The 21,364-nt window shown below is 64.2% G+C and carries 17 protein-coding genes; 7 read left to right on the forward strand and 10 right to left on the reverse strand.

The annotated features are described in order from the left end of the window. Position 1: 1 nt before the first annotated feature. Both mdcA and FA94_RS25570 read right to left on the reverse strand, forming a co-directional pair. A complete protein-coding gene (gene mdcA, locus FA94_RS25565; RefSeq protein ID WP_035556444.1) occupies positions 2-1,687 on the reverse strand; it encodes a malonate decarboxylase subunit alpha in 1,686 nt (561 codons plus the stop codon). 8 nt (positions 1,688-1,695) lie between these two features. After that, entirely contained in the window at positions 1,696-2,469 is a 774-nt protein-coding gene (locus FA94_RS25570) for a GntR family transcriptional regulator (RefSeq protein ID WP_035556446.1), read from the reverse strand. Positions 2,470-2,661: 192 nt separating this feature from the next. On the opposite strand from FA94_RS25570, the gene FA94_RS25575 reads away from it, so the two are divergent. Beyond that, positions 2,662-3,960 (forward strand): MFS transporter, encoded by a 1,299-nt coding sequence (locus FA94_RS25575; RefSeq protein WP_197070300.1) that lies wholly within the window; start codon positions 2,662-2,664, stop codon positions 3,958-3,960. Between the two features lie 105 nt (positions 3,961-4,065). Here FA94_RS25575 and FA94_RS25580 read toward each other — a convergent pair whose 3' ends face one another. After that, positions 4,066-6,204 (reverse strand): TonB-dependent receptor, encoded by a 2,139-nt coding sequence (locus FA94_RS25580; RefSeq protein WP_035556450.1) that lies wholly within the window; start codon positions 6,202-6,204, stop codon positions 4,066-4,068. 363 nt (positions 6,205-6,567) lie between these two features. Next, positions 6,568-7,488 carry a DMT family transporter gene (locus FA94_RS25585; protein WP_035556452.1) on the reverse strand — a complete coding sequence of 307 codons (921 nt, stop codon included), beginning with the start codon at positions 7,486-7,488 and terminating at the stop codon, positions 6,568-6,570. Between the two features lie 103 nt (positions 7,489-7,591). Here FA94_RS25585 and FA94_RS25590 point away from each other — a divergent pair, with 103 nt between their 5' ends. Beyond that, positions 7,592-8,518, forward strand: coding sequence for a LysR substrate-binding domain-containing protein (locus tag FA94_RS25590; RefSeq protein ID WP_035556454.1), 927 nt, complete (start codon positions 7,592-7,594; stop codon positions 8,516-8,518). On the opposite strand, the gene FA94_RS25595 is transcribed toward FA94_RS25590, so the two are convergent. From FA94_RS25595 to FA94_RS25620, 6 genes are all read right to left on the reverse strand, one after another. Next, positions 8,515-9,573 (reverse strand): ABC transporter ATP-binding protein, encoded by a 1,059-nt coding sequence (locus tag FA94_RS25595; RefSeq protein WP_035556456.1) that lies wholly within the window; start codon positions 9,571-9,573, stop codon positions 8,515-8,517. The genes FA94_RS25590 and FA94_RS25595 overlap by 4 nt on opposite strands. Before the next feature lie 47 nt (positions 9,574-9,620). Then, entirely contained in the window at positions 9,621-11,225 is a 1,605-nt protein-coding gene (locus FA94_RS25600; protein WP_035556457.1) for an ABC transporter permease, read from the reverse strand. Continuing rightward, positions 11,226-12,257, reverse strand: a complete 1,032-nt coding sequence (locus FA94_RS25605) for an iron ABC transporter substrate-binding protein (protein WP_035556459.1) — start codon at positions 12,255-12,257, stop codon at positions 11,226-11,228. Positions 12,258-12,360: 103 nt separating this feature from the next. After that, on the reverse strand, positions 12,361-13,761 hold the full coding sequence (locus tag FA94_RS25610) for a Dyp-type peroxidase (RefSeq protein ID WP_035556462.1): 1,401 nt from the start codon (positions 13,759-13,761) through the stop codon (positions 12,361-12,363). A gap of 37 nt (positions 13,762-13,798) precedes the next feature. After that, complete coding sequence (locus FA94_RS25615) at positions 13,799-14,938, reverse strand: NHL repeat-containing protein (RefSeq protein WP_035556464.1); 1,140 nt, start codon at positions 14,936-14,938, stop codon at positions 13,799-13,801. Between the two features lie 100 nt (positions 14,939-15,038). Beyond that, positions 15,039-16,562: a carbohydrate porin gene (locus FA94_RS25620; protein ID WP_035556467.1), complete on the reverse strand. Its 1,524-nt coding sequence runs from the start codon at positions 16,560-16,562 to the stop codon at positions 15,039-15,041. Positions 16,563-16,971: 409 nt separating this feature from the next. Here FA94_RS25620 and FA94_RS25625 point away from each other — a divergent pair, with 409 nt between their 5' ends. From FA94_RS25625 to FA94_RS25645, 5 genes are all read left to right on the forward strand, one after another. Next, on the forward strand, positions 16,972-17,808 hold the full coding sequence (locus FA94_RS25625; protein WP_035563014.1) for an arylamine N-acetyltransferase family protein: 837 nt from the start codon (positions 16,972-16,974) through the stop codon (positions 17,806-17,808). Between the two features lie 12 nt (positions 17,809-17,820). Further along, positions 17,821-18,501 carry a methyltransferase family protein gene (locus FA94_RS25630; protein WP_035556469.1) on the forward strand — a complete coding sequence of 227 codons (681 nt, stop codon included), beginning with the start codon at positions 17,821-17,823 and terminating at the stop codon, positions 18,499-18,501. Between the two features lie 369 nt (positions 18,502-18,870). Next, positions 18,871-19,695, forward strand: a complete 825-nt coding sequence (locus FA94_RS25635) for a transporter substrate-binding domain-containing protein (RefSeq protein ID WP_408306954.1) — start codon at positions 18,871-18,873, stop codon at positions 19,693-19,695. Between the two features lie 157 nt (positions 19,696-19,852). Beyond that, entirely contained in the window at positions 19,853-20,575 is a 723-nt protein-coding gene (locus tag FA94_RS25640; RefSeq protein WP_035556473.1) for an ABC transporter permease, read from the forward strand. 14 nt (positions 20,576-20,589) lie between these two features. Next, entirely contained in the window at positions 20,590-21,345 is a 756-nt protein-coding gene (locus tag FA94_RS25645) for an ABC transporter permease (RefSeq protein ID WP_035556475.1), read from the forward strand. Positions 21,346-21,364 lie beyond the last annotated feature (19 nt).

Raw genomic sequence — 21,364 nt, forward strand, 5'->3', positions numbered from 1 at the left:
CTTACCAGCTCCTGAAGCGTGCCGGCGGCGTGTACAGACCGCCCGACCACGTCACCAGATCGTCGATGCTGCGCGCCGCCAGCAGCGAACGCTTCGCTTCGCCGCGTCGAATGCCGAGGTCCTCGGGATACGCGACGATGCCGCGCCGGCGCAACTCCGCCGTCTTCTCCGGCTTCGCGCGCAGCCCGATGGGCGTAACGCCGGCCACGGCGGCAATCGCCGCGCGCCGCTCGTCGATGCCTTCGGCCTTGTGCAGATGCGCGATACCTTCCTCGGTGACCACATGGCTGACGTCGTCGCCGTAGATCATCACCGGCGCGATCGGCATGCCGCTTTTCGCGCCGACCGCGACCGCGTCGAGTTCATCGACGAAGGTCGGCTCGCCGCCTTTCTTGTACGTCTCGGCCATTTGCACGACGAGCTTCTGCCCGCGCGACACCGGGCCCTGATCTTTCAGCAGTTTGAGCCAGGCTTCGCTCGAATGACGCCGGCCGCGCGGATCGTGGCCCATGTTCGGCGCGCCGCCGAAACCGGCCAGACGGCCGCGCGTCACGGTGGATGAATTCGCGTCCGCATCGATCTGCAAGGTCGAGCCGATGAACAGGTCGACGCCGTATTGCCCGGCCAGTTGGCACAGCACGCGGTTCGAGCGCAGGCTGCCGTCGTTGCCGGTGAAGAACACGTCGGGACGCGCTTCGATATACGCCTCCATGCCCACTTCGCTGCCGAAGCAATGGATGCTGTCGACCCAGCCCGATTCGATTGCCGGAATCATGGTGGGATGCGGATTGAGCGTCCAGTTGCGGCAGATCTTGCCCTTCAGGCCGAGCGCTTCGCCATACGTGGGCAGCAGCAGTTCGATCGCGGCGGTGTCGAAGCCGATGCCGTGATTCAGCGACGTCACGCCATACGGCTCGTAGATGCCGCGGATCACCATCATCGCGGTCAACACCTGCAGGTCGCCGATATGGCGCGGATCGCGCGTGAACAATGGCTCGACGGCGAACGGCCGGTCGGCCTGCACGACCACGTCGATCCACGAACCGGGAATGTCGACGCGCGGCAGTTCGTCGACGATCTCGTTGACCTGCACGATCACGATGCCATGCCGGAACGCGGCGGCCTCGGCAATGGTGGGGGTGTCTTCGGTATTCGCGCCGGTGTACAGATTGCCGTGACGGTCGGCCTTTTCCGCGCACAGCAGCGCGACGTGCGGCGTCAGATCCACGAACATGCGCGCGTACAACTCGACGTAGGTGTAGATCGAGCCGATCTCGAGCTGGCCGTCTTCGAGCAGTTGCGCGACCCGCAGACTCTGCGGCCCGGCGAACGAGAAGTCGACCTTGTGCGCGATGCCGCGCTCGAACAGCGTCAGATGCTCAGGGCGCCCAATGCTCGAAATCAGCAGATGCACGTCGTGAATTTTTTGCGGATCGACCTGCGCGAACGAACGCGACAGGAAGTCGGCCTGTTTCTGGTTGTCGCCTTCCAGCGCAACGCGGTCGCCGGGCTGGATCAGCGTTTCGAGGGCATCGACGATGCGGTCGGTGGGCAGTACGCCGTCTTGCAGCCAGGGCGCGATGGCCGCGAGGCGGCGGTTCTTTTCGTCGCGGCGCGTGGTCCACGAGCGTGCGGCAGGCGGCGATGCAGCGGCTGAAGCAGCAGTGATTTCGGCAGGTCGGTTCATCGGCTCAGTCAACTCCCGGTGGCAAGACGCGGGCGTCGGCCGCGCGGCTTGGGTTGATTTGCGAGCGCGGCTTCGGCCTGCGCACGTTCGGTCAGAAAACGGTGAAGCAGGTCGCCGGTGCCGAGCAGATGCGCGACGACCTGTGCCTGCGCGGCGGGAATATCGCGGCGCTGCACGGCGTCGAGCAGGGCGGTGTGCTCATGGTCCGATTCGCCCTTGCGCGACGGCAAGTCCAGCTTCAGCCGCAGATAGCGTTCGCCGCGCCGATGCAACGTGCCGATCATGTCCTCGAGTTGCGGACGGGCGGCAGGCGCATACAGGCTCATATGGAACGCGACGTTGCGCGCCACGTACAGCGCCGGGTCCGGTTCGCGTTCGGCGGCGCGGCACAGCTTCGCAGATTCGCGCAGCGTGGCGGCCGTGTGATGGGGAATCGCGAGACCGATGGCCAGGCTCTCCAGTGCCGAACGGATCTCGTAGATTTCGCGCGCTTCATCCGCCGACAATGGTGCGACCGTCGCGCCTTTGTGCATGGCGGCTTTCGCCCAGCCTTCGGTTTCGAGCAGGCGCAAGGCCTCGCGCACGGGAATTGCGCTGACCGAGAAATGCCGCGCGATTGCGTCCTGCCGCAGCGGCGCGCCAGGCGCCAGCGTGCCGTCGACAATCGCGGCGCGCAGCGCCTCCGCGATCATGCGGGACGTGCTCTCACGGGGCGCCGCCGCCGGTAAAAGCGGGCTGCGCGCGGAGGCGTCCAGGGGAAAACCATCTATTGCGTCGCTCATAATATTGAATATTATATATAAAAAAGCGCACTTATAGACGGGCAAATCCGGAAAGTTTTTCCCGGCTCGCCGCGCACCGTTCCTCTGTGTTGTATGAGGACGGCGCGGTTCGTTCAAGCCGCCGCGCGTCGTTTCATCGATTCCCTTTATGGACGCCAACCCGTACGTCAACTGCAGGGCCGGAGGAGCATGATGAATTCACTAACCGATCGCACGTCGGTCACGCGGCGGCGCACGCCGCTCAATCGTTCGCAGATCGCTGGGTTTTGGGGCGCGTGGGCAGGCTGGACGCTTGACGGCATGGACTCGTTCATCTACGCGCTCGTGCTGACACCCGCCTTGACCGAGTTGTTGCCGCGTTCCGGTTACGCGGCCACGCCGGCGAACGTCGGCCTCGCCGGGTCGATTCTGTTCGCGCTGTTTCTGGTCGGCTGGGGCCTGTCGTTCATCTGGGGGCCGCTGGCGGATCGCTTCGGCCGCACCAAGGTGCTGGCCGGCACGATCTTCACGTTCGCGATCTTTACCGGGCTCGCCGCGACGTCGCATAACGTGTGGGAACTGGGTATCTACCGCTTCATCGCGGGGGTGGGGATTGGCGGCGAGTGGGCGCTGGCCGGCACCTATGTGGCGGAATCCTGGCCGGAAGACCGCCGCAAGATGGGCGCGGGTTATCTGCAGACGGGGTATTACGCCGGGTTCTTCCTTGCGGCTGCGCTCAACTATACGGTCGGCGTGCACTACGGCTGGCGCGTGATGTTCCTGACCGGCGCGGTGCCGGTGGTGGTCGCGATTCTGGTGTTGCTGCGCGTGAAGGAAACGGACAAGTGGCAGAAGGCCGAAGCCGGCGCGGCGCGTGCGAGGCCGCTGCGCGAAATCATGGGGCCGGCGTACCGGCGTCGCACGTGGGTGGCGTGCATGCTGCTGACGATTGCGATTATCGGTTTGTGGGCCGGCGCGGTGTATGAGCCGTCTGCGGTGATTCAACTGGCGACCAAGGCCGGCATGGCGAAGAACGACGCGATCAGAACCGCTTCGCTCGCCACGGGGCTGCTGTCTATCGCGACGATTCTCGGCTGTCTCGCGTTGCCGCCGATGGCCGAACGGATCGGTCGCAAGAAGACGCTGGCGGTGTACTTCGCGGGGATGGCGATCGCGATCGTCGGCAGTTTCGGCTGGGCCTTCTATCTGCCGAACGGACTCGCGCCGTTTATTGCGTGGCTCTTCGTGCTGGGTTTCTTCGGCGGTAATTTTGCGCTGTTCAGCTTGTGGCTGCCGGAGCAATTCGAAACCCGTGTGCGGGCTACAGCGTTCGCGTTCTGCACGTCGTTCGGGCGTTTTGTCGGGGCGGGGGTCAACTTTCTGCTCGGCGCGGCGGTGTTGCATATGCATACGCTCGGCGTGCCGGTGGCGTTGACGGCGCTCGCGTTCGTGATCGGGCTGTTCATCATTCCGTTCGCGCCGGAGACGAAGGGGGAGGTGTTGCCGCAGTGATCGCCTGCCGCTTCCACTACGACGATTAAACAAAAAAACCAGCGCCTCTCCCGAAGCGCTGGTTTTTTCATTCTCACCCTCGGCGCGCCCAGCGCGCCGACCCCCTTACATCTTCCATCTCACCGACGCCGTCAGCGTGCGCGGTGCGCCCGGCATGTTGTACATATCCGCATTGCCGTGCGCCGCGATGAAGTACTTGCGGTCGAACAGGTTATCCAGCGTCAACGCGACGTCGACGTTCTTGCCGTGATAACCCGCGCCGAGATCGAAGGTCACGAACGACGGCAACGTCACCGCGTCGCTAGCCGACGTATAACGCGCCGACTGGAATTGCGCGCCGCCGGCCGCATAGAAACCGTATTTCAGATCGCGCTTGATCCACACGCTCGCGCTGTGACGCGGCATCAGCCCCGGCGTGTTCTGGTTCAGTAGCAGCCCGGCCGAACTCGCTTGCGGCGAGCCATCCACATTGCCGTTCAGGTACGCGTAGCCTGCGTAGACGGACCACTTCGGCGCGATTTCGCCTGTCATCGACAGCTCCAGGCCGCGTGTGTGCTGCGTGCCGCTCGGCAGCGCGTAGGTCGGGTTGGCCGGATCGGCGATCTGCTGATTGGTCTGCTTCATATCGAACAGCGCGACGCTCGCGCTCGCGCGGCCCAGGTCGAATTTCGAGCCGACTTCGAAGGCGGTGGTCTTTTGCGGCGCCAGCGCCGAACCGTTCGCGAACGCGCCGCTGCTGATCAGCGTATCGGCGAGCGGCGAGAACGACTGGCTATACGACGCGTACAGCGACACCCAGTCGAGCGGCTCGTAAATCAAACCGACGCGCGGACTCCACGCGCGATCCGTACGGTCCAGATTGACGTGCGCCGACGTGTAGTCGTTGCGCGTCTGCGTCAGATAGTCGAAGCGCAGGCCGGCGAGAATCTTCCAGTGCTCGGTCAGCGAGATCAGGTCCTGCGCGTAGACGCCGGCCAGCCCCAACACCGTCGCCGCATTCGTCTTGGCCGGCACACCCGGCGTTACGCCCGGCAGATTCACCAACTGCGGGTTGTACAGGTTGTAGGTCGCGACCTTGGTGGTCGAGTAGATGGTGTCGAACTTCTGCTGTTGCGAGAGCTCGACGCCATACAGCAGCTCGTGCTTCATGCCGAACAGCGTGGTTTTCTGCGTCAACTCGAACAGACCGTCCACGCCGTGATCCTGACGGAAGCGGGTACTCTGATCGAGCGTCACGACCGGATTCAGCGCGGTCTTGATCGGCTCATACGTGACGTAGTTTTTGCGTTCGAGCGAAAAGTCGTACGCGCGTACGGCGGTGTGCAGCGACAACGAATCGTTGAAGCGATGATCGAGCGACGCGGTCGCGCTCTTCGCATCGACATCGTTATACGACGTGTTCGCCGCATTCGACGAGCCGTAATACGTGTTGATCGGCACGTTGACCGGGCGGCCGAGATAGGCCGGCAAGCCCTGATCCGACGTGCGGCGATCGTGCAGATAGTCGGCTTCGAGATTGAGGGTTGTGTCTTTATCGATCCGGAATTGCACCGACGGCGCCACGGCCTGACGATTCAACTGGAACTGGTCGCGAAAGCTGTTCGAGTTCTCGGCCGCGCCCGTGATGCGAAAACGCGCGGCGTCGTTCGCATTCCAGCCGAGATCGAATTCACCGCGCCGTTCGCCTTCGGTGCCGAGCGTCACGCCGACCGACTGCTTGGGATTCGCGCCCGGTTTCTTCAACACGCGATTGATCAGGCCGCCGGCCGAGCCGCGTCCATAGAGCACGGCGGCCGGTCCCTTCAACACGTCGATGCGTTCCACGTTCGACAGATCGCGGTAGTAGAGCGCATCGTCGCGAATACCGTCGACGTATTGATCGGTGATGTTGTTGAAGCCGCGCAACGTGATCTGGTCGCGCTGGCCGTCGCCGACGGAAAAGCCGATGCCCGGTACGTTGCGCAACGCGTCCTGCAACGAGGTCGCGTTCTGCTCGTCGAGCAGCGCGCGCGGCACGACGTTGACGGTTTGCGGCACGTCCATCAGCGACATGTTCATCTTCGTCGCGGTGTTCGACGTGCTGCTGTCGTACGAGCGATCGGCGGCGGCCTTGACGGCGATCGCGGGCAGCGTGTTGTCGGCCGGGCCGGCGACGGGTGCGGCTTCCTGAGCCAGCAAAGGCCGGGCGCTGGCAAGCGAGGTAGCGAGCAGCAGCGCGCGGTAAGTTTTCTTTTTGACGTTCATGAAGACGTTCTTGGCGTGTGGATCGGTGGAGTTATCGATTTGGGGTACAGCAAAAGCGCACGCATAAGCGCGCGCGCACGGCAAAGCAGCCCGTCGTGTGGTCGGTCAATTAAAACGAAGGTGGTGAATTCCCCTGAAGCGATCGGATGAGTTCGAAATTGAAACGGCCGGGGCGCCGTGCGTCAGCGCACGAAGGGTGCGGACGTGACATCGGCTGCCTCGGAATGGCATGTCGATGTGGGGTTGGGAGATACAGCAGAAGCCGGATCAGTGTCCGTGTCCGGCTTGTAATATCCTGAAATTATAAACGAGAACGATTCTCGACTGTGCTAATTGAATGGAAAAACACAGGTTTTTGTAATTTCAATCCGCATGGCGCCGCGCTCGCGCGCCGGGCCGCAGCAACGTCAGCAGCGGCCAGCCGAGATTAACCCCCAGACTCGCGACGACGATCAACACCATGCCCGCCAGTTGCGGCATCGACAGCGCGCGTCCGTAGACGACCGCATCGACCACGATCGCGGTCAGCGGATAGACGAACAGCAGCACGGCGATGATCGGTGTGGTCAGCTTCGGCAGCGCGCCGTAGATCAGCACGTACGAGAGTCCCGTATGCAGCACGCCCATGCCCACCAGCCAGAACCATTGCATCGGACCGATATGCACAGCGGTGAGCGGCGCGATAAACGGCAGGCACACCACGCCGACCGCGCACTGCGCGAGCGTCAGCAGATGCGGGCGCAACTCGCCGAGTCCTTTGGCGATCAACGTGACGCTCGCATAGAGCACGGAGCCCGCGAGCGCCTCGCCGATCCCGATCAGATAGCTCGTATGGCCTTGCAGATTCTCCGTGGCCGCCACGCCCGACGCGAGCACGAGTCCGACGAAAGCCGTCGCGATCCAGCCGAGCCGGTCGATGCCGAGACGCTCGTTGAACAGGGCGGCGCCGATCAGCACGACCCAGAACGGCTGCACGTGAAACACCACGGTCGCGACCGCAATGCTGGTGCGATGGATCGCGTCGAAGAAGCCGACCCACTGCGTGACCATCAGCACGCCGGAGATCAGCGCCAGCACGACGGTGCGGCGCGTGAAATGCGCGCGCGTGAAATAGCCTTTCCACGCGCAATACGCGGCGAGCGACAGAAAGCCGAACAGGCAGCGAAAGAACACCAGGGTCAGCGCACCGAGCCGCGCTTCCTCGACGAAGACACCGATCGTGCCCATCAGAAGCCCGCCGCTGGCCAGCGTAATGGCGCCTTGTTGACGTTGGGTGAGGGACATGCGAAGGGGTCTCCATGAGTTGATGCCGTCAAGTATTGCGCGGCTTGCATGGCACCGACAAACGAATTAAATTGAGCAATTCCATAAGCTGGATTGATAAATCATGCATCCCGAATTCGACGTCGATTTGCTGCGCAGTTTTATCGCGGTGGTGGAAACGGGCAGTTTCACGAAGGCGTCGGCGACGGTGCACCGTTCGCAGGCGGCCGTCAGCATGCAGATCAAGCGCCTCGAAACCATGCTCGGCACCACGCTGTTCGCCCGCAACACGCGCAATCTGTCGCTGACGCGGCCCGGCAATACGCTGCTCGAATACGCGCGGCGCGTGCTGGCTTTGCATGAGGAGGCGTGGTCGGCGATCGTGCGGCCCGAGGTGAGCGGGCGCGTGGTGCTCGGCGCGCCGGACGACTATGTGTCGTCGCTGCTGTCGCCGGTGTTGCGGCGCTTTTCGACGCTGTATCCGCATGTGGAGATCGAAATTGTCTGCGCGCAGAGCACGTCGCTCGCGCCGATGCTGGCGGACAACAAGATCGATCTCGCGTTCGTCACGCGCGACCGCAAACTGCGCGGCGAATTCGTGCGCAGCGAGCCGATGGTGTGGGTGGGGGCGTCGGTGGATACGCCGGTGCTGGCGGCGTCGCCGTTACCGGTGGGGCTGTACGAGCCCGGCTGTGTGGCGCGGCAGCATACGCTGGCCGCGCTCGATGGCGCGCGAATCCGCTATCGCGCGGCGTTCAGCAGCGCGAGTTTGATGGGGCTGGTGGCGACCGTGGATGCGGGTTTGTCGGTGATCGCGGTCACGCGTTGCAGCGTGCCGTCGCGGCTGGCGATTCTCGGCGAAGCGCAAGGCTTGCCGAAGATCGCGCCGCTGGAAATCGTAGTGGCCCGCAGCGCCAAATCGGATCGGCCGACCTGCGATTATCTGGCCGCGCAGATGATGCAGGATTTGTCGCTGGGGTCACAGACGCAATCGCCGACGCCGAACCCTTCGCAGTCGCGCTCGAAGGGTTCAACCGCGGCGCAGGCTTAAGCGCGCGGGTAGGCCGTCACTTCGCCGTCCACCGACAGCCGCACGCGTTCGCCGGGTTGCGGCGACAGGTAGCCCGGCACGCGGGCGCGCACCATGGTTCGCGTGCCGGACTGCATTTGCAGCGCAACACCGGCGTCCTGCCCCTGGAACGTCACTTCGGTGACGATAGCGTCGTAAGCCCGGGTGTCGTTGACCAGCCGATCTTCGTCGCGAAACAGGCGGATCTGCTCGGGCCGCACCATCACGTCCACGGCGCCCTGGCCGATCGGCGTGGACAACGGCAGATCGCCGAGTTCGCAACTCACCCGATCCTGGGTGACCGTGCCCGGCAGCAACACCGCTTCGCCGACAAACGAAGCCAGCTCCCGCGTGACCGGCAGCCGGTACAAGATCTGCGGCGTCGCCGTCTGAATCAGGCGACCGTTCCACAGCACCGCGACCTCGTGGCCCAGCGACAAAGCCTCGGATTGATCGTGCGTGACCAGCACCGCCGTGGCGCCGGTCGCGGCCAGCGCGCTCGCCACCGCCTGGCGGGTTTCGAGCCGCAACGCAGCGTCGAGCGAGGAAAACGGTTCGTCGAGCATCACCAACGTAGGCGACGGCGCGAGCGCGCGGGCCAGCGCGACGCGCTGCTGCTGACCGCCCGACAACTGCTGCGGCGCACGCGTGCCGAAGTCCGCCGGCAAGCCGACCAGTTCCAGCAACTCGGCCACACGATGACGCGCGCGCCGTTGCGTACGCGGCAAGCCGAACACGATGTTGTCCGCTACCGACAGATGCGGAAACAGCGCGCCTTCCTGCGGCACATAACCAATGCGTCGCTGTTCCGACGGCACATGCAGGTTATCGCCGACCACGCTGCGGCCGTCGATTTCGACGCTGCCGCCATCCGCGCGTTCGAAGCCGCACAACAGACGCAGCAGCGTGGTCTTGCCGCTGCCGGACGGGCCCAGCAGCGCGAGCAGGGTGCCGCGCTCGACCGAGAGATCGATGCCGTGCAGCACCGGGTGACCGTCGAACGATTTTTGCAGTCCGCGGATACGAAGTTCGCTCATGAAAATCCGATGATTAAAGCAGGTAGAGCATGGGCATCAGCATGGAATCAGCCGCGTTCGCCGAGCAGCGCCGATTTGCCGAGCAGCGCGAACAGCAGGCCCGACGCGAACAGCGAAATGCCGGTGAGCAGCGCAGCATAAGGCGCGGCGGCGGCGAACGCCATGGTCGACGTGTCGGCCCAGACCTGGGTGGCGAGCGTTTGCGTGTCGAGGGGGGAGAGCAGCAACGTCGCGTTCAGCTCGGTGACGACCGAAATGAACACCATCGACGCGGCGGCCCCGAGTCCCGGACCCGCCAACGGCAGCACCACGCGGAACAGCGTCTGCGACCAGTTCAGGCCGAGCGCACGCGCGGTTTCTTCGAGGCGCGGCTGCGCCTGCATGAAGGCGGCGCGTACGCTGACCAGCGCGACCGGCATGAACAGCATTGCGTAGGCGACCACCAGCAGCGTCGCGCTTTGATAGAGCGGCTGCAACGCATGCACCGCGAGCGACACGATCGCCAGCGCGATCACCAGACCCGGCACGCCTTGCGCGAGAAACACGGTGCGCTCGAACAGCGTCGCGAAACGGGTCGGGTAGCGCACCAGCAGGAACGCGAGCGGGATCACCAGCAAGGTGGTCAGCGCGGCCGCAGCGAGGCCGAAGCCGACCGACGACAACGTTGCGTTGAACAGCAGTTCAGGCGACACGTCGGCCGGTGTGACGGCCGCCGCACCCGGCTGCGTGAGCCAGTAGCCGATCATGCCGAGCGGCACGCCGAGCGTGGTCATCGTCAGCAGCGCAAAGCCGGCGACGACGATCCAGCGCCACGCGCCGAGGTCGTAGCGCAGCACCGCGCGACGTGTGCCGCGATCGACGCGTTCATAACGCGCCGCGCCGCGCACGCGAAACTCGAACGCGAGCACGATCAGGCAGATCACGATCAGCAGGCAGGCAAGCAGCGAGGCGCCGCCGCCGTCGAAACTGGTGCGGAATTCCGCGTAGATCTGTGTTGTGAAGGTGTGAAAGCGCAGCAGCGTGAACGCGCCGAATTCGGACAGCACGCCGAGCGCTACCAGCAGCATGCCGCCGAGCAGCGCCGGCCGCAGTTGCGGCAGCACCACCCGCACGAAGCTGCTCCAGCGGCTGCAGCCGAGCGCGCGCGCGCTTTCTTCGAGCGCCGGGTCCATGCTGCGCAGCGCGGCGGCCACCGGCAGATAGACGAGCGGGAAATATCCACAGGTCAATACCAGCAGCGCACCGTTGAAGTCCTGCAAATCCTGGCTCAACGACACCCATGCATAGCTCGAGATGAACGCGGGCATGGCGAGCGGCGCGGCGGTGAGCACGGCCCACACGCGACGGCCAGGCACATGCGTGCGCTCGACGAACCACGCGGCCGCCGTGCCGAGCACCGCGGACACCAGCGTGGTCGAGACGGTGATCAGCACGGTGTTGACCAGCAGTTCGCCGACCAGCGGGCGGAAGATCAGATCGACCGCTTCACCCGCGCCGAAGCTCGCGGCGCGCCAGAACGTAAACGCAATCGGCAGCAGAACCAGCAAAGCGCTGATTGCTGCTGCCGCGAACAAACCGCGCGGCGCGCGCGAACGGGCGCGCGCCGTGACGGTAGATACAGCCGGTGGACCGGCTGACAAGGCTTCACTCATTTACAGCAGGCCTGCCTGACGCAACAGTTTGCCGGCCTGGCTGTCGTCGCCGAGCTGCTCGATGGTCAGCGCCGGCGGCTTCAGTTCGGTGAACGGCTTGAGGATCGGGTCCGACGCGACACCTGCGCGCAGCGGATATTCGAACATCACGTGGCTATTCGCCATCAGTTGTTGCGCGCGATCGCTGACCAGATACGCGAGGAACTTCTGTGCGCCGTCCGCGTTGTGCGCGGACTTCAACACCGCCGCGCCCGACACGTTCACCGCTGCACCGGCGTCGCCGTTGCTGAAGTGATAGATCGCGCTGCGGGTCTTGCCGTCGCCGATTTCAGCGTGCAGGCGAGCCCAGTAGTAGTTGTTGATCAGACCGGTCGCGACACCGCCGCGATTGACGGCGGCCACCACGCCTTCGTCGTCGTCGAAAAGTTGCGCGTTGGCTTTCAGGCCCTTGAGCCATTGCACGGTTTGCGCTTCACCCTTCAGCGCGAGCACGGCGCTCACCAGCGGCAGGAAGTCGCCGTCGCTCGGTGCGATACCGACCTTGCCTTTCCATTCCGGCTTGGCGAGATCGAACAGCGATTGCGGCAGTTGCGACGGTTGCAGCTTGGTGGTGTTGTAAGCCAGCACGTTTTCACGCGCGGTGACCGCAACCCATGAGCCTGTGGGCGAGCTGAAGCGTGCCGGCACGGTGGCGAGCGTGGCGCTGTCCACCTTGTTCAGCAGGCCCTTCTCTTCGAGCAGCATCAGCTCGGGCGAGTTTTCCGTGAAGTACACGTCGGCCGGCGTGGCCGGGCCTTCCGCGAGGATCTGCGCGGCCATGGCCGGGCCTTCGCCGTTGCGGATCTTGACCGAGATGCCCGACTGTTTTTCGAAGTCTTTGGCGAGCAGGTTGACGACCTGTTCGTGCTGCGCGTTATAGACCGTGATCGACGCAGCTTGCGCCGCCGAAGGCACCGTCGCGAAAGCCGCGAGCGTGAGCGCTGCTGCGCTGCTGATAAGGCGCACGCGGGTGCCAAACCATGATTGAGCCATGATCCTGTGTTCCGTTGGTGATGTTGTTGTTGATCTTTCGATGCGTCGCTTGCTTGTTCGCCGTGCCGGCGGTCCGCCGGCACGGCATGCTACCCGGCCTTTATTACGCCTCGAACAGCCCGGCGCCGATATACGAACCCGGCTTCGCGCCCGGCGGCACCGCGAACACCGCGCTGCCTACGTGGGTCGTGAACTGGTTCATCATGTCGAACTTCGCGAGCCTGTCGTTGATCGGAATGAAGCCCTTGCGCGGGTCGCTCTGGTGAGCGACAAAAATCAGCCCCGCGTCGTACTCCGTTTCCTGACGCCATGGCGGCCAGCGCTCGATGTAGAAATCCGTGCTGTCGTTGTATGAATACGAGCGGCGCAGAATCTGCGCACCGTTGTTGCTGGCCTGATTCGACAGACGCACGTGCGAGTTCTCCGGAATCACCGGATTGCCGTCCTTGTCTTCTTCCTTCAGGTCGACCGCGTCGAACTCGCTCTTCTTGCCGATCGGCGCACCGCTGTACTTGTGACGGCCGAACACCTGTTCCTGGAAGTCCACCTCGGTGTTGTCCCAGTGTTCCAGCGTGATACGGATTCGTCGCACGACGGTGTAGGTGCCGCCTTCCATCCACGGCGCGTCCGCGGTGGCGCCGGCCCACACGAACTCGTTCATCAACTGCGGCTTCGCGGTGGACGGGTTGTTGGTGCCGTCCTTGAAGCCCATCAGATTGCGCGGCGTCTGACCGCGCGGACCCGACAGGAAACCCGCCTGGCCCCAACGCATGGCGGCGGTGCCGTAAGCGAGGCGCGCCAATTGGCGGACCGCGTGAAACGCGACCTGCTGATCGTTCGCGCACGCCTGGATGAACAGGTCGCCGCCGGTTTTCTGCTCGATCAGTTGATCGCCGTTGAAACGCGGCAGATCGACGAGCGCGGCGGGGCGGCGCGCGGCGAGGCCGTAGCGGTCCTTGCCGTCTTTCGTGAACAGGCCCGGGCCGAAGCCGAACGTGATCGTCAGGCCGCAAGGGCCGAGACCGAGCACGTCGCCGGAATCGGGCGCGGCTTTCGCGTTGACCGGGCTGTAGGCGCTGCCGTCGTCTTTAGCGCCGGATTTGCCGTTGGACGCGCTGTTGGCCGTGTTTTCGACCATGCCGTCGGCCTGCGCGGCTTTGGCCGTCGAGGTGGTCGACAGCGGGGCGGCCGTGTTGCCTTGCGTCAAACGCGCGGCTGCGTCGGTCCAGGCGCGCAGCAGCGCGATCACGTCGTCGCGTTTCTCGGTCGTCAGATCGAGCGCGGCGACGTACGTGTGACTCTGCTGCGCCGTGACGACGCCGCCTTGATGCAAACCGTAAAACGGCTCGACGGCCAGTTGCGGATCGGCGCTGTGCGCCGGTGTTCTGGCGAGCGCGGCCTGAGCGACCTGCGCCGCACCGAGACTCGCGCCGGCGGCGACCGCGGCGCCGCCCGCCTTCAGAAATCCGCGCCGTGAGGGCCGCGGGGGTTGATCGTGTGCCATGGCTACTTCACCTTCATTACGCTGTGGGGTGTTTTGCTTACTTCGCGAGAACCAGCGTGTTCACGTCGTCCTGCACGTAGTAGAAACCGTCGCCTTCGGGCGTCAACGCGAGACCGAACAGGTCGCCGTTGCCCGGGGGCGATTGTGCCTTGTCCGTGTCGATCCAGCGAGCGTAAATCTGCTTGCCGGTGGCCGGGTCGATCTCGACGATCTGACCGTTCAGCGCGTTCGTGACCAGCAGGTGGCCGTTAGGCGCGGTGAGCATCGCGAGCGGGCGGTGCAGCAGGCCGTCGGCGGTCAGTTGGCGGCCCACGCCGGCGCTGGTGTCGCGCGTCATCGGTTCGTCGATTTCCGTCACGCGGTTGCCGATCGCGTCGGACACGTACAGCAGTTTCTGGTCGCCCGAGAGCGCGAGGCCAGTCGGACCGACGAGGAACACGCCCTTGTCCGCCTGCGCGCCGAAGCCGCTGCCCACCACGGTTTCCTTCTTCACGACCGGCGGTTTGTCGGCCGGCACGTCGAGGTCCAGACGCAACACGGTGGCCTGCTTGAACACCGGCGGTTCGCCCGCCGCGCTACCCACGCCGAAGCCGGCGTTGCTGACGAACAGCGTGGCGGTCGAGCCGTTGTCGACGACCGCCATGTTGCCCCACGGGTCGTTGATGTTCGGGCTCGTGATGGTCGAGGCGACCTTGCCCTGCGGATCGATCACGATCAGGCAGCCGGCGCCCTTGGTGCCGGTGGTGCCGTCATTGCTCGGCGTGCTGCCGACGATCACGTAGCCGGACTTCAGCATGGTCATTGCCGTGGACAGGCCGATGCCGCCGGGGCACGCTTTCAGATCGCGCGGCACCGTCGCGAACACCGTCATCTCCTTGGTGTCCGGATGGTAGTTGATGATCGTGCTGCCGGTGCCTTGCAGGTTGGTCGAGTTGTTGAAGTTGCCGACCAGCACGTCGCCCTTCTTGACGGTGCCGACGCTGACCGGCGCGACCACGACCGCGTACGGGTTCTGGTCGCCGTTGCCCGGCACGGTGTTGATCAACGTGGTGTGGTGCTTGATGGTTTCCAGGAAACCTTGCGGCTCGGCATAGGCGCCGGCGGCGGTTGTCAGAGCGGCGGCGGCGATCAGGGCCCGCGCGGCGCGCGGCGAGAACTTGCGCGTGGGTTGGTTCATGATTGGATCTCCGTGCGGGCGCACAAAGCATTGATTGCGGTCATGATCGAAAGCATGGGATTCGATTTGTCGGTAGCGTGTAAGTTAGGCGAGCGCGGCATCAGAACGTGATGTTGGTCCGCACGCCGATGACGAACGTGTTGCGCAGCGGCTGCGTCGGGTCGCTCGGGTTCTGGCCGGCGCCGGCGTTGAACGTGTATTGTGCATCCGCCTGCAGTTGCCACCACGGATTGACCTGATACTGATAGGTGGCTTCGAGCGTGGTTTCGCTGGTGCGCACGCCGTACGGGCCGCCGCTGAACGCCTGATTGTCCTGATCGAGACCGTTCACGTGGTTGCCGATCTTGATGTACGTCAGCGCGATGCCGGCGCTGTCGTTGTCGCGGCCGGCGAACGGTGCCTTCAGCACGACACCCAGGTTCGCGGCCACGCTGACCAGATTGCGGTCGCCGGGCGCGCCCATCACGCGGGCAAACACGTTCAGGCTGCGCGGTTCGTCCGGATCCGGGCGCCAGATCATCTGGTCGGCGACCGCGTAGAAGCTGTAGTCGCCATGATGATTCTGGGCAATGCCGCTGGAGGCCGGATTCGCGAGCGACAGACCGGTGTTGTCGAAACGCTGGTCGGCGAAGCTCTGGTTGTTGTACCAGAGGCCGAGCTTGTAGGTACCCGGCAAGCCGCCGCCGCCCGCGCCGACCATTTCGCCGTCAGACGGCTGGTTGATCGCGTACTGCAACTCGCCGATGAACAGCGTGCCGTTGTGCAGGTTGAAGTTGGTGCCGCTCTTGTTGTTCGGGCTATTGCCGAGCGGATCGCCGTCGAAGACACCGGCGAGCGCCGTAAACGAAGGCGTGATCTGGCCGCGCACGCGCACGCCGAGATCGGCCAGCGGATACGCCGGGCCGCCCGACGGCATGTCGTACGAAGGCAGCGCGGGCCAGCCGAACATCGTGTTGACGAACAGCGCCGAGTTCGTGCTGGTGATGAATTCCTGGTCGATACTTTGCTGACCGATCTTCACGTCGATACGCTTGTTCAGGAACGACTGCTGGTACCACAACTCCCACAGGCGGGTGGTGTCCTGCGCTTCGATACCGCTCGCCGTGTTCAGCGTGCCGAGCTTGTTGGCGCTCAGGTTGGCGCCGTGAATCTGCAGCGCGCTCACGTTGAACAGACCGCCCGGCAGACCGAAGGCCTTCTGCGTATCCATCTGCACGGTGGCGGTCGTCAGGCCGTCGTAGTCCGCGCCTTTCGAGAGGCCGCCGCGCACGTTGGCCAGCACTTCGCTGGTTTCCGTGAGCTGCAGGGTCACGCCGTATTTGCCGAGCCACGGACGCAGACCGCCGATATCGCCGAGCAGCGTCGCGCGATTCCAGACACCCGTCCACTGATTGGTCTGGGTGGCCTGAATGTTCAGGTCGGCCTCAGGGGCTTCCGGGGTCGCGTCGGGATTGGTTTCAGCCATGGCAACGCCGGCTGTCATCGAGGCCCAGGCCAATGCCGTGAAGAGCGCGGCGCGCCGCAAGGAGGGCAGACGCGAGCGGCTGATAACGCCGGCACGCCTGGCGGAATCGCGAAGCGGACGCGCTTGAACAGCGGGTCCGTTGAGTTGGGCGAACTTCATCGAAATCCTTGTTTGTGTTGTATCGACTGAATTGATCACCGCGGTATGACGTTGCTGTCACGACTGCGATTTGCTGTGACGGGTCGCGACGCCGGGCACAGCAGATGGCGAGATCGTACGCATGCGAAATGGGTGCGTCAACACAAATGAGAACGATTCGCATCAATATTACTGACATGTAACTTTGATCTTTACGGACTGCTATTAATGGCTATTTGCGCGTAATGAAAAGCGAATTAAAACGTAATTAAAACGTAGGGTTGTGGTCTTATCGAATGCGTTTGCAATAACACAGGTCGGCGTGCTTAAGCGTTGCGATTGCTCAACCGTTATGATCTTTTTCCGAAGCCGCCTCGCGGCACAAAATCGATCAACGTTCAGCGCCTCAGACCTAACCGGGACCATGCCGATGTCAAACACCGTGAATCTGGACCATTACTTCACCCGTATCGGCTACGACGGCCCGCGCGCGGCCACGCTGGAGGTGCTGCAGGCGCTGCACCGGCTGCATCCGCGCGCCATTCCGTTCGAGAACCTGAACCCGTTCACGCGCCGCGCGGTGAAGCTCGACCTCGAATCGGTCGAGCGCAAACTCGTCACGAATCATCGCGGCGGTTACTGCTTCGAGCAGAACGCGCTGCTCGCGAACGTGCTGATGCAACTGGGCTTCAAGGTCACGCCGCTGCTCGCCCGCGTACTGTGGGGCCGTGAGTCCGACGAGGTGCCGCCGCGCACCCATATGGTTCTGCGGATCGACCTCGAGAACGAGGCGTGGATCGTCGACGTCGGTTTCGGCAGCGTTACGCTGACCGCGCCGTTGCGTCTCGCCGCGGGCCTCGCGCAGCGCACGCCGCTGGGCACGTTCCGCCTTGCCGATGCCTCGCACAACGCGCTTTACCTCGACGTGCAGGCGCGCGACGAAAGCTGGACGCGCGTCTATCGCTTCGATCTGCACGCGGTCGAGTGGGTCGACTATGAAACCTCGAACTGGTACACGTCGACGGCGCCGGAATCGATTTTTGCCACCACGCTGATTGTTTGCCGCGTGCTCGACGACACCCGGCTCACGCTGCGCAACGACCAGTTGAACGAACGCGGCGCCGACGGCGAGATCGTCAGCGAACGGCAACTCGCCAGCGCGGACGAACTCGCGGCCTGCCTGCGCGATCAGTTCGGCCTGAATACCGGCGACATCGATCTCGTCGAGGTGTTCAACCGCGTGCACACACCGGCGCACAGCGCTTAGACACTGGCCCGCATGATCACGCGTCTCCTTCTGCAAACGACGCTCTGGCTCGCCGCCATGGGCGTGCTGCTGTTCGGCGCGGCCGGCACGCTCGCGTGGCCCGCTGCGTGGTGGTATCTGATCGAGACGGGCGCGCTGAGTCTGTGGGTCGGGCTGTGGCTCGCGCGGCACGATCCGGGACTGCTGGCCGAGCGGCTCGCGCCGATCGTGCAGGCGCAACAAAGCCGTTGGGACCGCGTGTTCATGGTGAGCGTGTCGCTGGTGTGGAGTGCGTGGCTGGTCCTGATGGGCGTCGACGCCGTACGCCTGCATTGGTCGCCGCCGGTGCCGGTGGCGCTCGTGAGTCTCGGGTCGCTGTGCATCGTCGTTTGTCTGGTGATGTGCCGCGCCGTGTTTCGCGCTAACAGCTATGCCGCGCCCGTCGTGAAGATCCAGGCGAGTCGTGGCCACAAGGTGATCGACAGCGGTCCCTATGCGTACGTGCGTCATCCGATGTACGCCGCCGCGCTGTTTCTGTTTGTCGGCACGCCCTTGCTGCTCGGCTCGTGGTGGGGACTTGCCTGCGTGCCGATCATGGTGCTCGGCATCGGCTGGCGCGCGGTACGTGAAGAGCGCCTGCTGAACGCCGAACTCGACGGTTATCCCGCCTACACCTCCCGCGTTAAATACCGCTTCGTACCGCGCATCTGGTAGCGCTGGCTCGTGAGTCGTCGCTCGATGCGTGAGGTCAGGCGCGGCTCACGCGCGTGTCCGCATCTCCCACCTTGGTTCATCACGCACCAACCTGTCTAGACAAAGCGCATCACGCTGACGCGCGCATTCCATGCGTCACGACGCTTCTGTAATCAACGTTCTGTCCCGCAGAACCCCGCCAGAAGGCATTGGTAGGGGCTTACCCGATGATCTGCGGATTTTCCCGCCGAACCCCTTGCGACGGCTTTTTGACTCATGCAGACTTGTCTATACAAATTCAGCGATGGTTAGAACATCCAGTTCGACGGTTTCCTCAATCAAAGGAGTTTCGACGTGAAAGTGAAGCACACGACGTTAGCAAAAGCATTGATGGGCGCCGTGCTCGGCGCGGCGACAATTTTCGCGGCACCGGTGCAGGCTAAAGACTGGAAGACCGTGACCATCGCGCTGGAAGGCGGTTACGCGCCGTGGAACCTGACCTTGCCGGGCGGCAAGCTGGGCGGCTTCGAACCGGAGCTGGTCGCGAATCTGTGCGAGCGCATCAAGCTGCAATGCAACCTCGTGGCGCAAGACTGGGACGGCATGATCCCGGGTCTGCAAGCGGGCAAGTTCGACGTGTTGATGGACGCGATTTCGATCACGCCGGAACGTGAAAAGATCATTGCCTTCTCGAAGCCGTACGCCGCCACGCCGGCCACCTTCGCGGTGGCCGACGCGAAGGTGCTGCCCAAGGCAGCGCCGGGCGCGGGCGTGGTCAAACTGTCGGGCGATCCGAAAACCGATCAGCCGACCGTCGACGCACTGCGCAAGCAACTGAAGGGTAAGACAATCGGCATCCAGTCGGGCACGGTCTACACCAAGTTCATCAACGACGGCTTCAAGGACGTCGCCACGATCCGCGTCTACAAGACCTCGCCCGAGCGCGATCTGGATCTGGCCAACGGCCGCATCGACGCGTCGTTCGACGACGTGACGTACTACGCCGCCAACATCGACAAGAAAGAAACCGCGTCGATCGTGATGGCCGGTCCGAAGATCGGCGGCCCGATCTGGGGTCCGGGCGAAGGCCTCGCGTTCCGCAAACAGGACGCCGATCTGAAAGCGAAGTTCGACACCGCGATCAGCGCGGCGCTCGCCGACGGCACCGTCAAGAAGCTCTCCGCCAAGTGGTTCAAGACCGACGTCACGCCTTGATTCGCTGAGCGCTCAGTGAGTCCCGCCGGTCTTGCATCGCGGAAGTGATGCAAGGTCCTTCGCAGGGATTCTCCGAGTACGGCCTGCGCGGCGTGTGTGACCCACGCGCCGCGCACGTCCACGGATTCGATCCGACGTCATGGATGAGGGGTAGGGAATGGCACTGATACAGATGCTCGGCTTCGGGCCGGATGGCTGGGGCGGCGTGATATTGCTCGCGGCCTTGATGACAGTCGCGCTGACGCTCGCCGCGCTCGCGGTCGGCGCCGTATTCGGCGGCCTGATCGCGACGGCCAAGCTGTCGCGGTTTCGCACGTTGCGCGTGATCGGCGATATCTACACCACGGTGTTTCGCGGCGTGCCCGAACTGCTCGTGATCTATCTGTTCTATTTCGGCGGCTCCACGCTGGTGACGACCATCGGCCAGTGGTTCGGCGCGGACGGTTTCGTCGGCGTGCCGCCGTTCGTGATCGGCGCGCTCGCGGTCGGCATGATCTCCGGCGCGTACCAGGCCGAGGTGTACCGCGCCGCAGTGCTGGCGGTGTCGCGCGGCGAACTCGAAGCCGCGCGCTCGATCGGCATGCCGACGCTGACCATGGCGCGCCGCATTCTGATTCCGCAAGTGCTGCGCTTCGCGCTGCCGGGCATCGGCAATGTCTGGCAACTGAGCCTGAAGGATTCGGCGCTGATCTCCGTCACGGGGCTCGCCGAACTGCTGCGCACCAGCCAGGTGGCGGCGGGCTCCACCCATCAGTACTTCACGTTCTTCGTGGTGGGCGGCGCGCTGTACCTGGTCATGACCAGCATCTCGAACCGGGTTTTCAACCGCGCCGAAGCGCGCGTGGGCCGGTCCTTCAAGCGCAACTTCGCGCGCAACTGACGAGGACGGTCATCATGCATTTCGATTTCGACTTCCTGTTCGACACGCTCAAGCAACTGCTGGCCGCCGTGCCGACCACGCTCGGGCTGTTCTTCTGTTCGCTGATTCTGGGCGGCCTGCTGTCGCTCGTGATCGTCACGATGCGGGTGTCGCCGCACTGGCTGCCGAACCGTTTCGCGCGCGCTTATATCCTCGTGTTTCGCGGATCGCCGCTGCTGATCCAGATGTTCCTCGTGTACTACGGCATGGGTCAGTTCGGCGTGATCCGCGAGAGCTTTTTGTGGCCGGTGCTGCGCGAGCCTTACCTGTGCGCCGTTTTATCGCTGGCTTTGTGTACGGCCGGCTATACCGCTGAAATCATTCGCGGCGGATTGATAGCCGTGCCGGTCGGACAGATCGAGGCGGGCTATTCGATCGGTCTGTCGGGCTTCGCGCTGTTGCGCCGCGTGATCGGGCCGATCGCGTTGCGCCAGTGTCTGCCGGCGTATTCGACCGAAGCCGTGCTGCTCGTCAAATCGACCGCGCTCGCGAGCCTCGTGACCGTGTGGGAAGTGACCGGCGTCGCGCAGCAGATCATCCAGCAAACCTATCGCACGACCGAAGTATTCATCTGCGCCGCGCTGATCTATCTGTTCCTGAACTTCGTCATCGTGCGCCTGCTCGGCATGCTGGAGACGCGTCTGTCGCGCCATCTGCGCGCCGCGCCCGCGCAAGCCGCGCCGAATCGCGCGGTGTCCGCGAAATCCGAAGCACGTCGCGCCGCGTCCTGAGCGGCCGGCCATCCCGAAT

The organism is Burkholderia sp. 9120 (assembly GCF_000745015.1).
Lineage (GTDB): Bacteria > Pseudomonadota > Gammaproteobacteria > Burkholderiales > Burkholderiaceae > Paraburkholderia.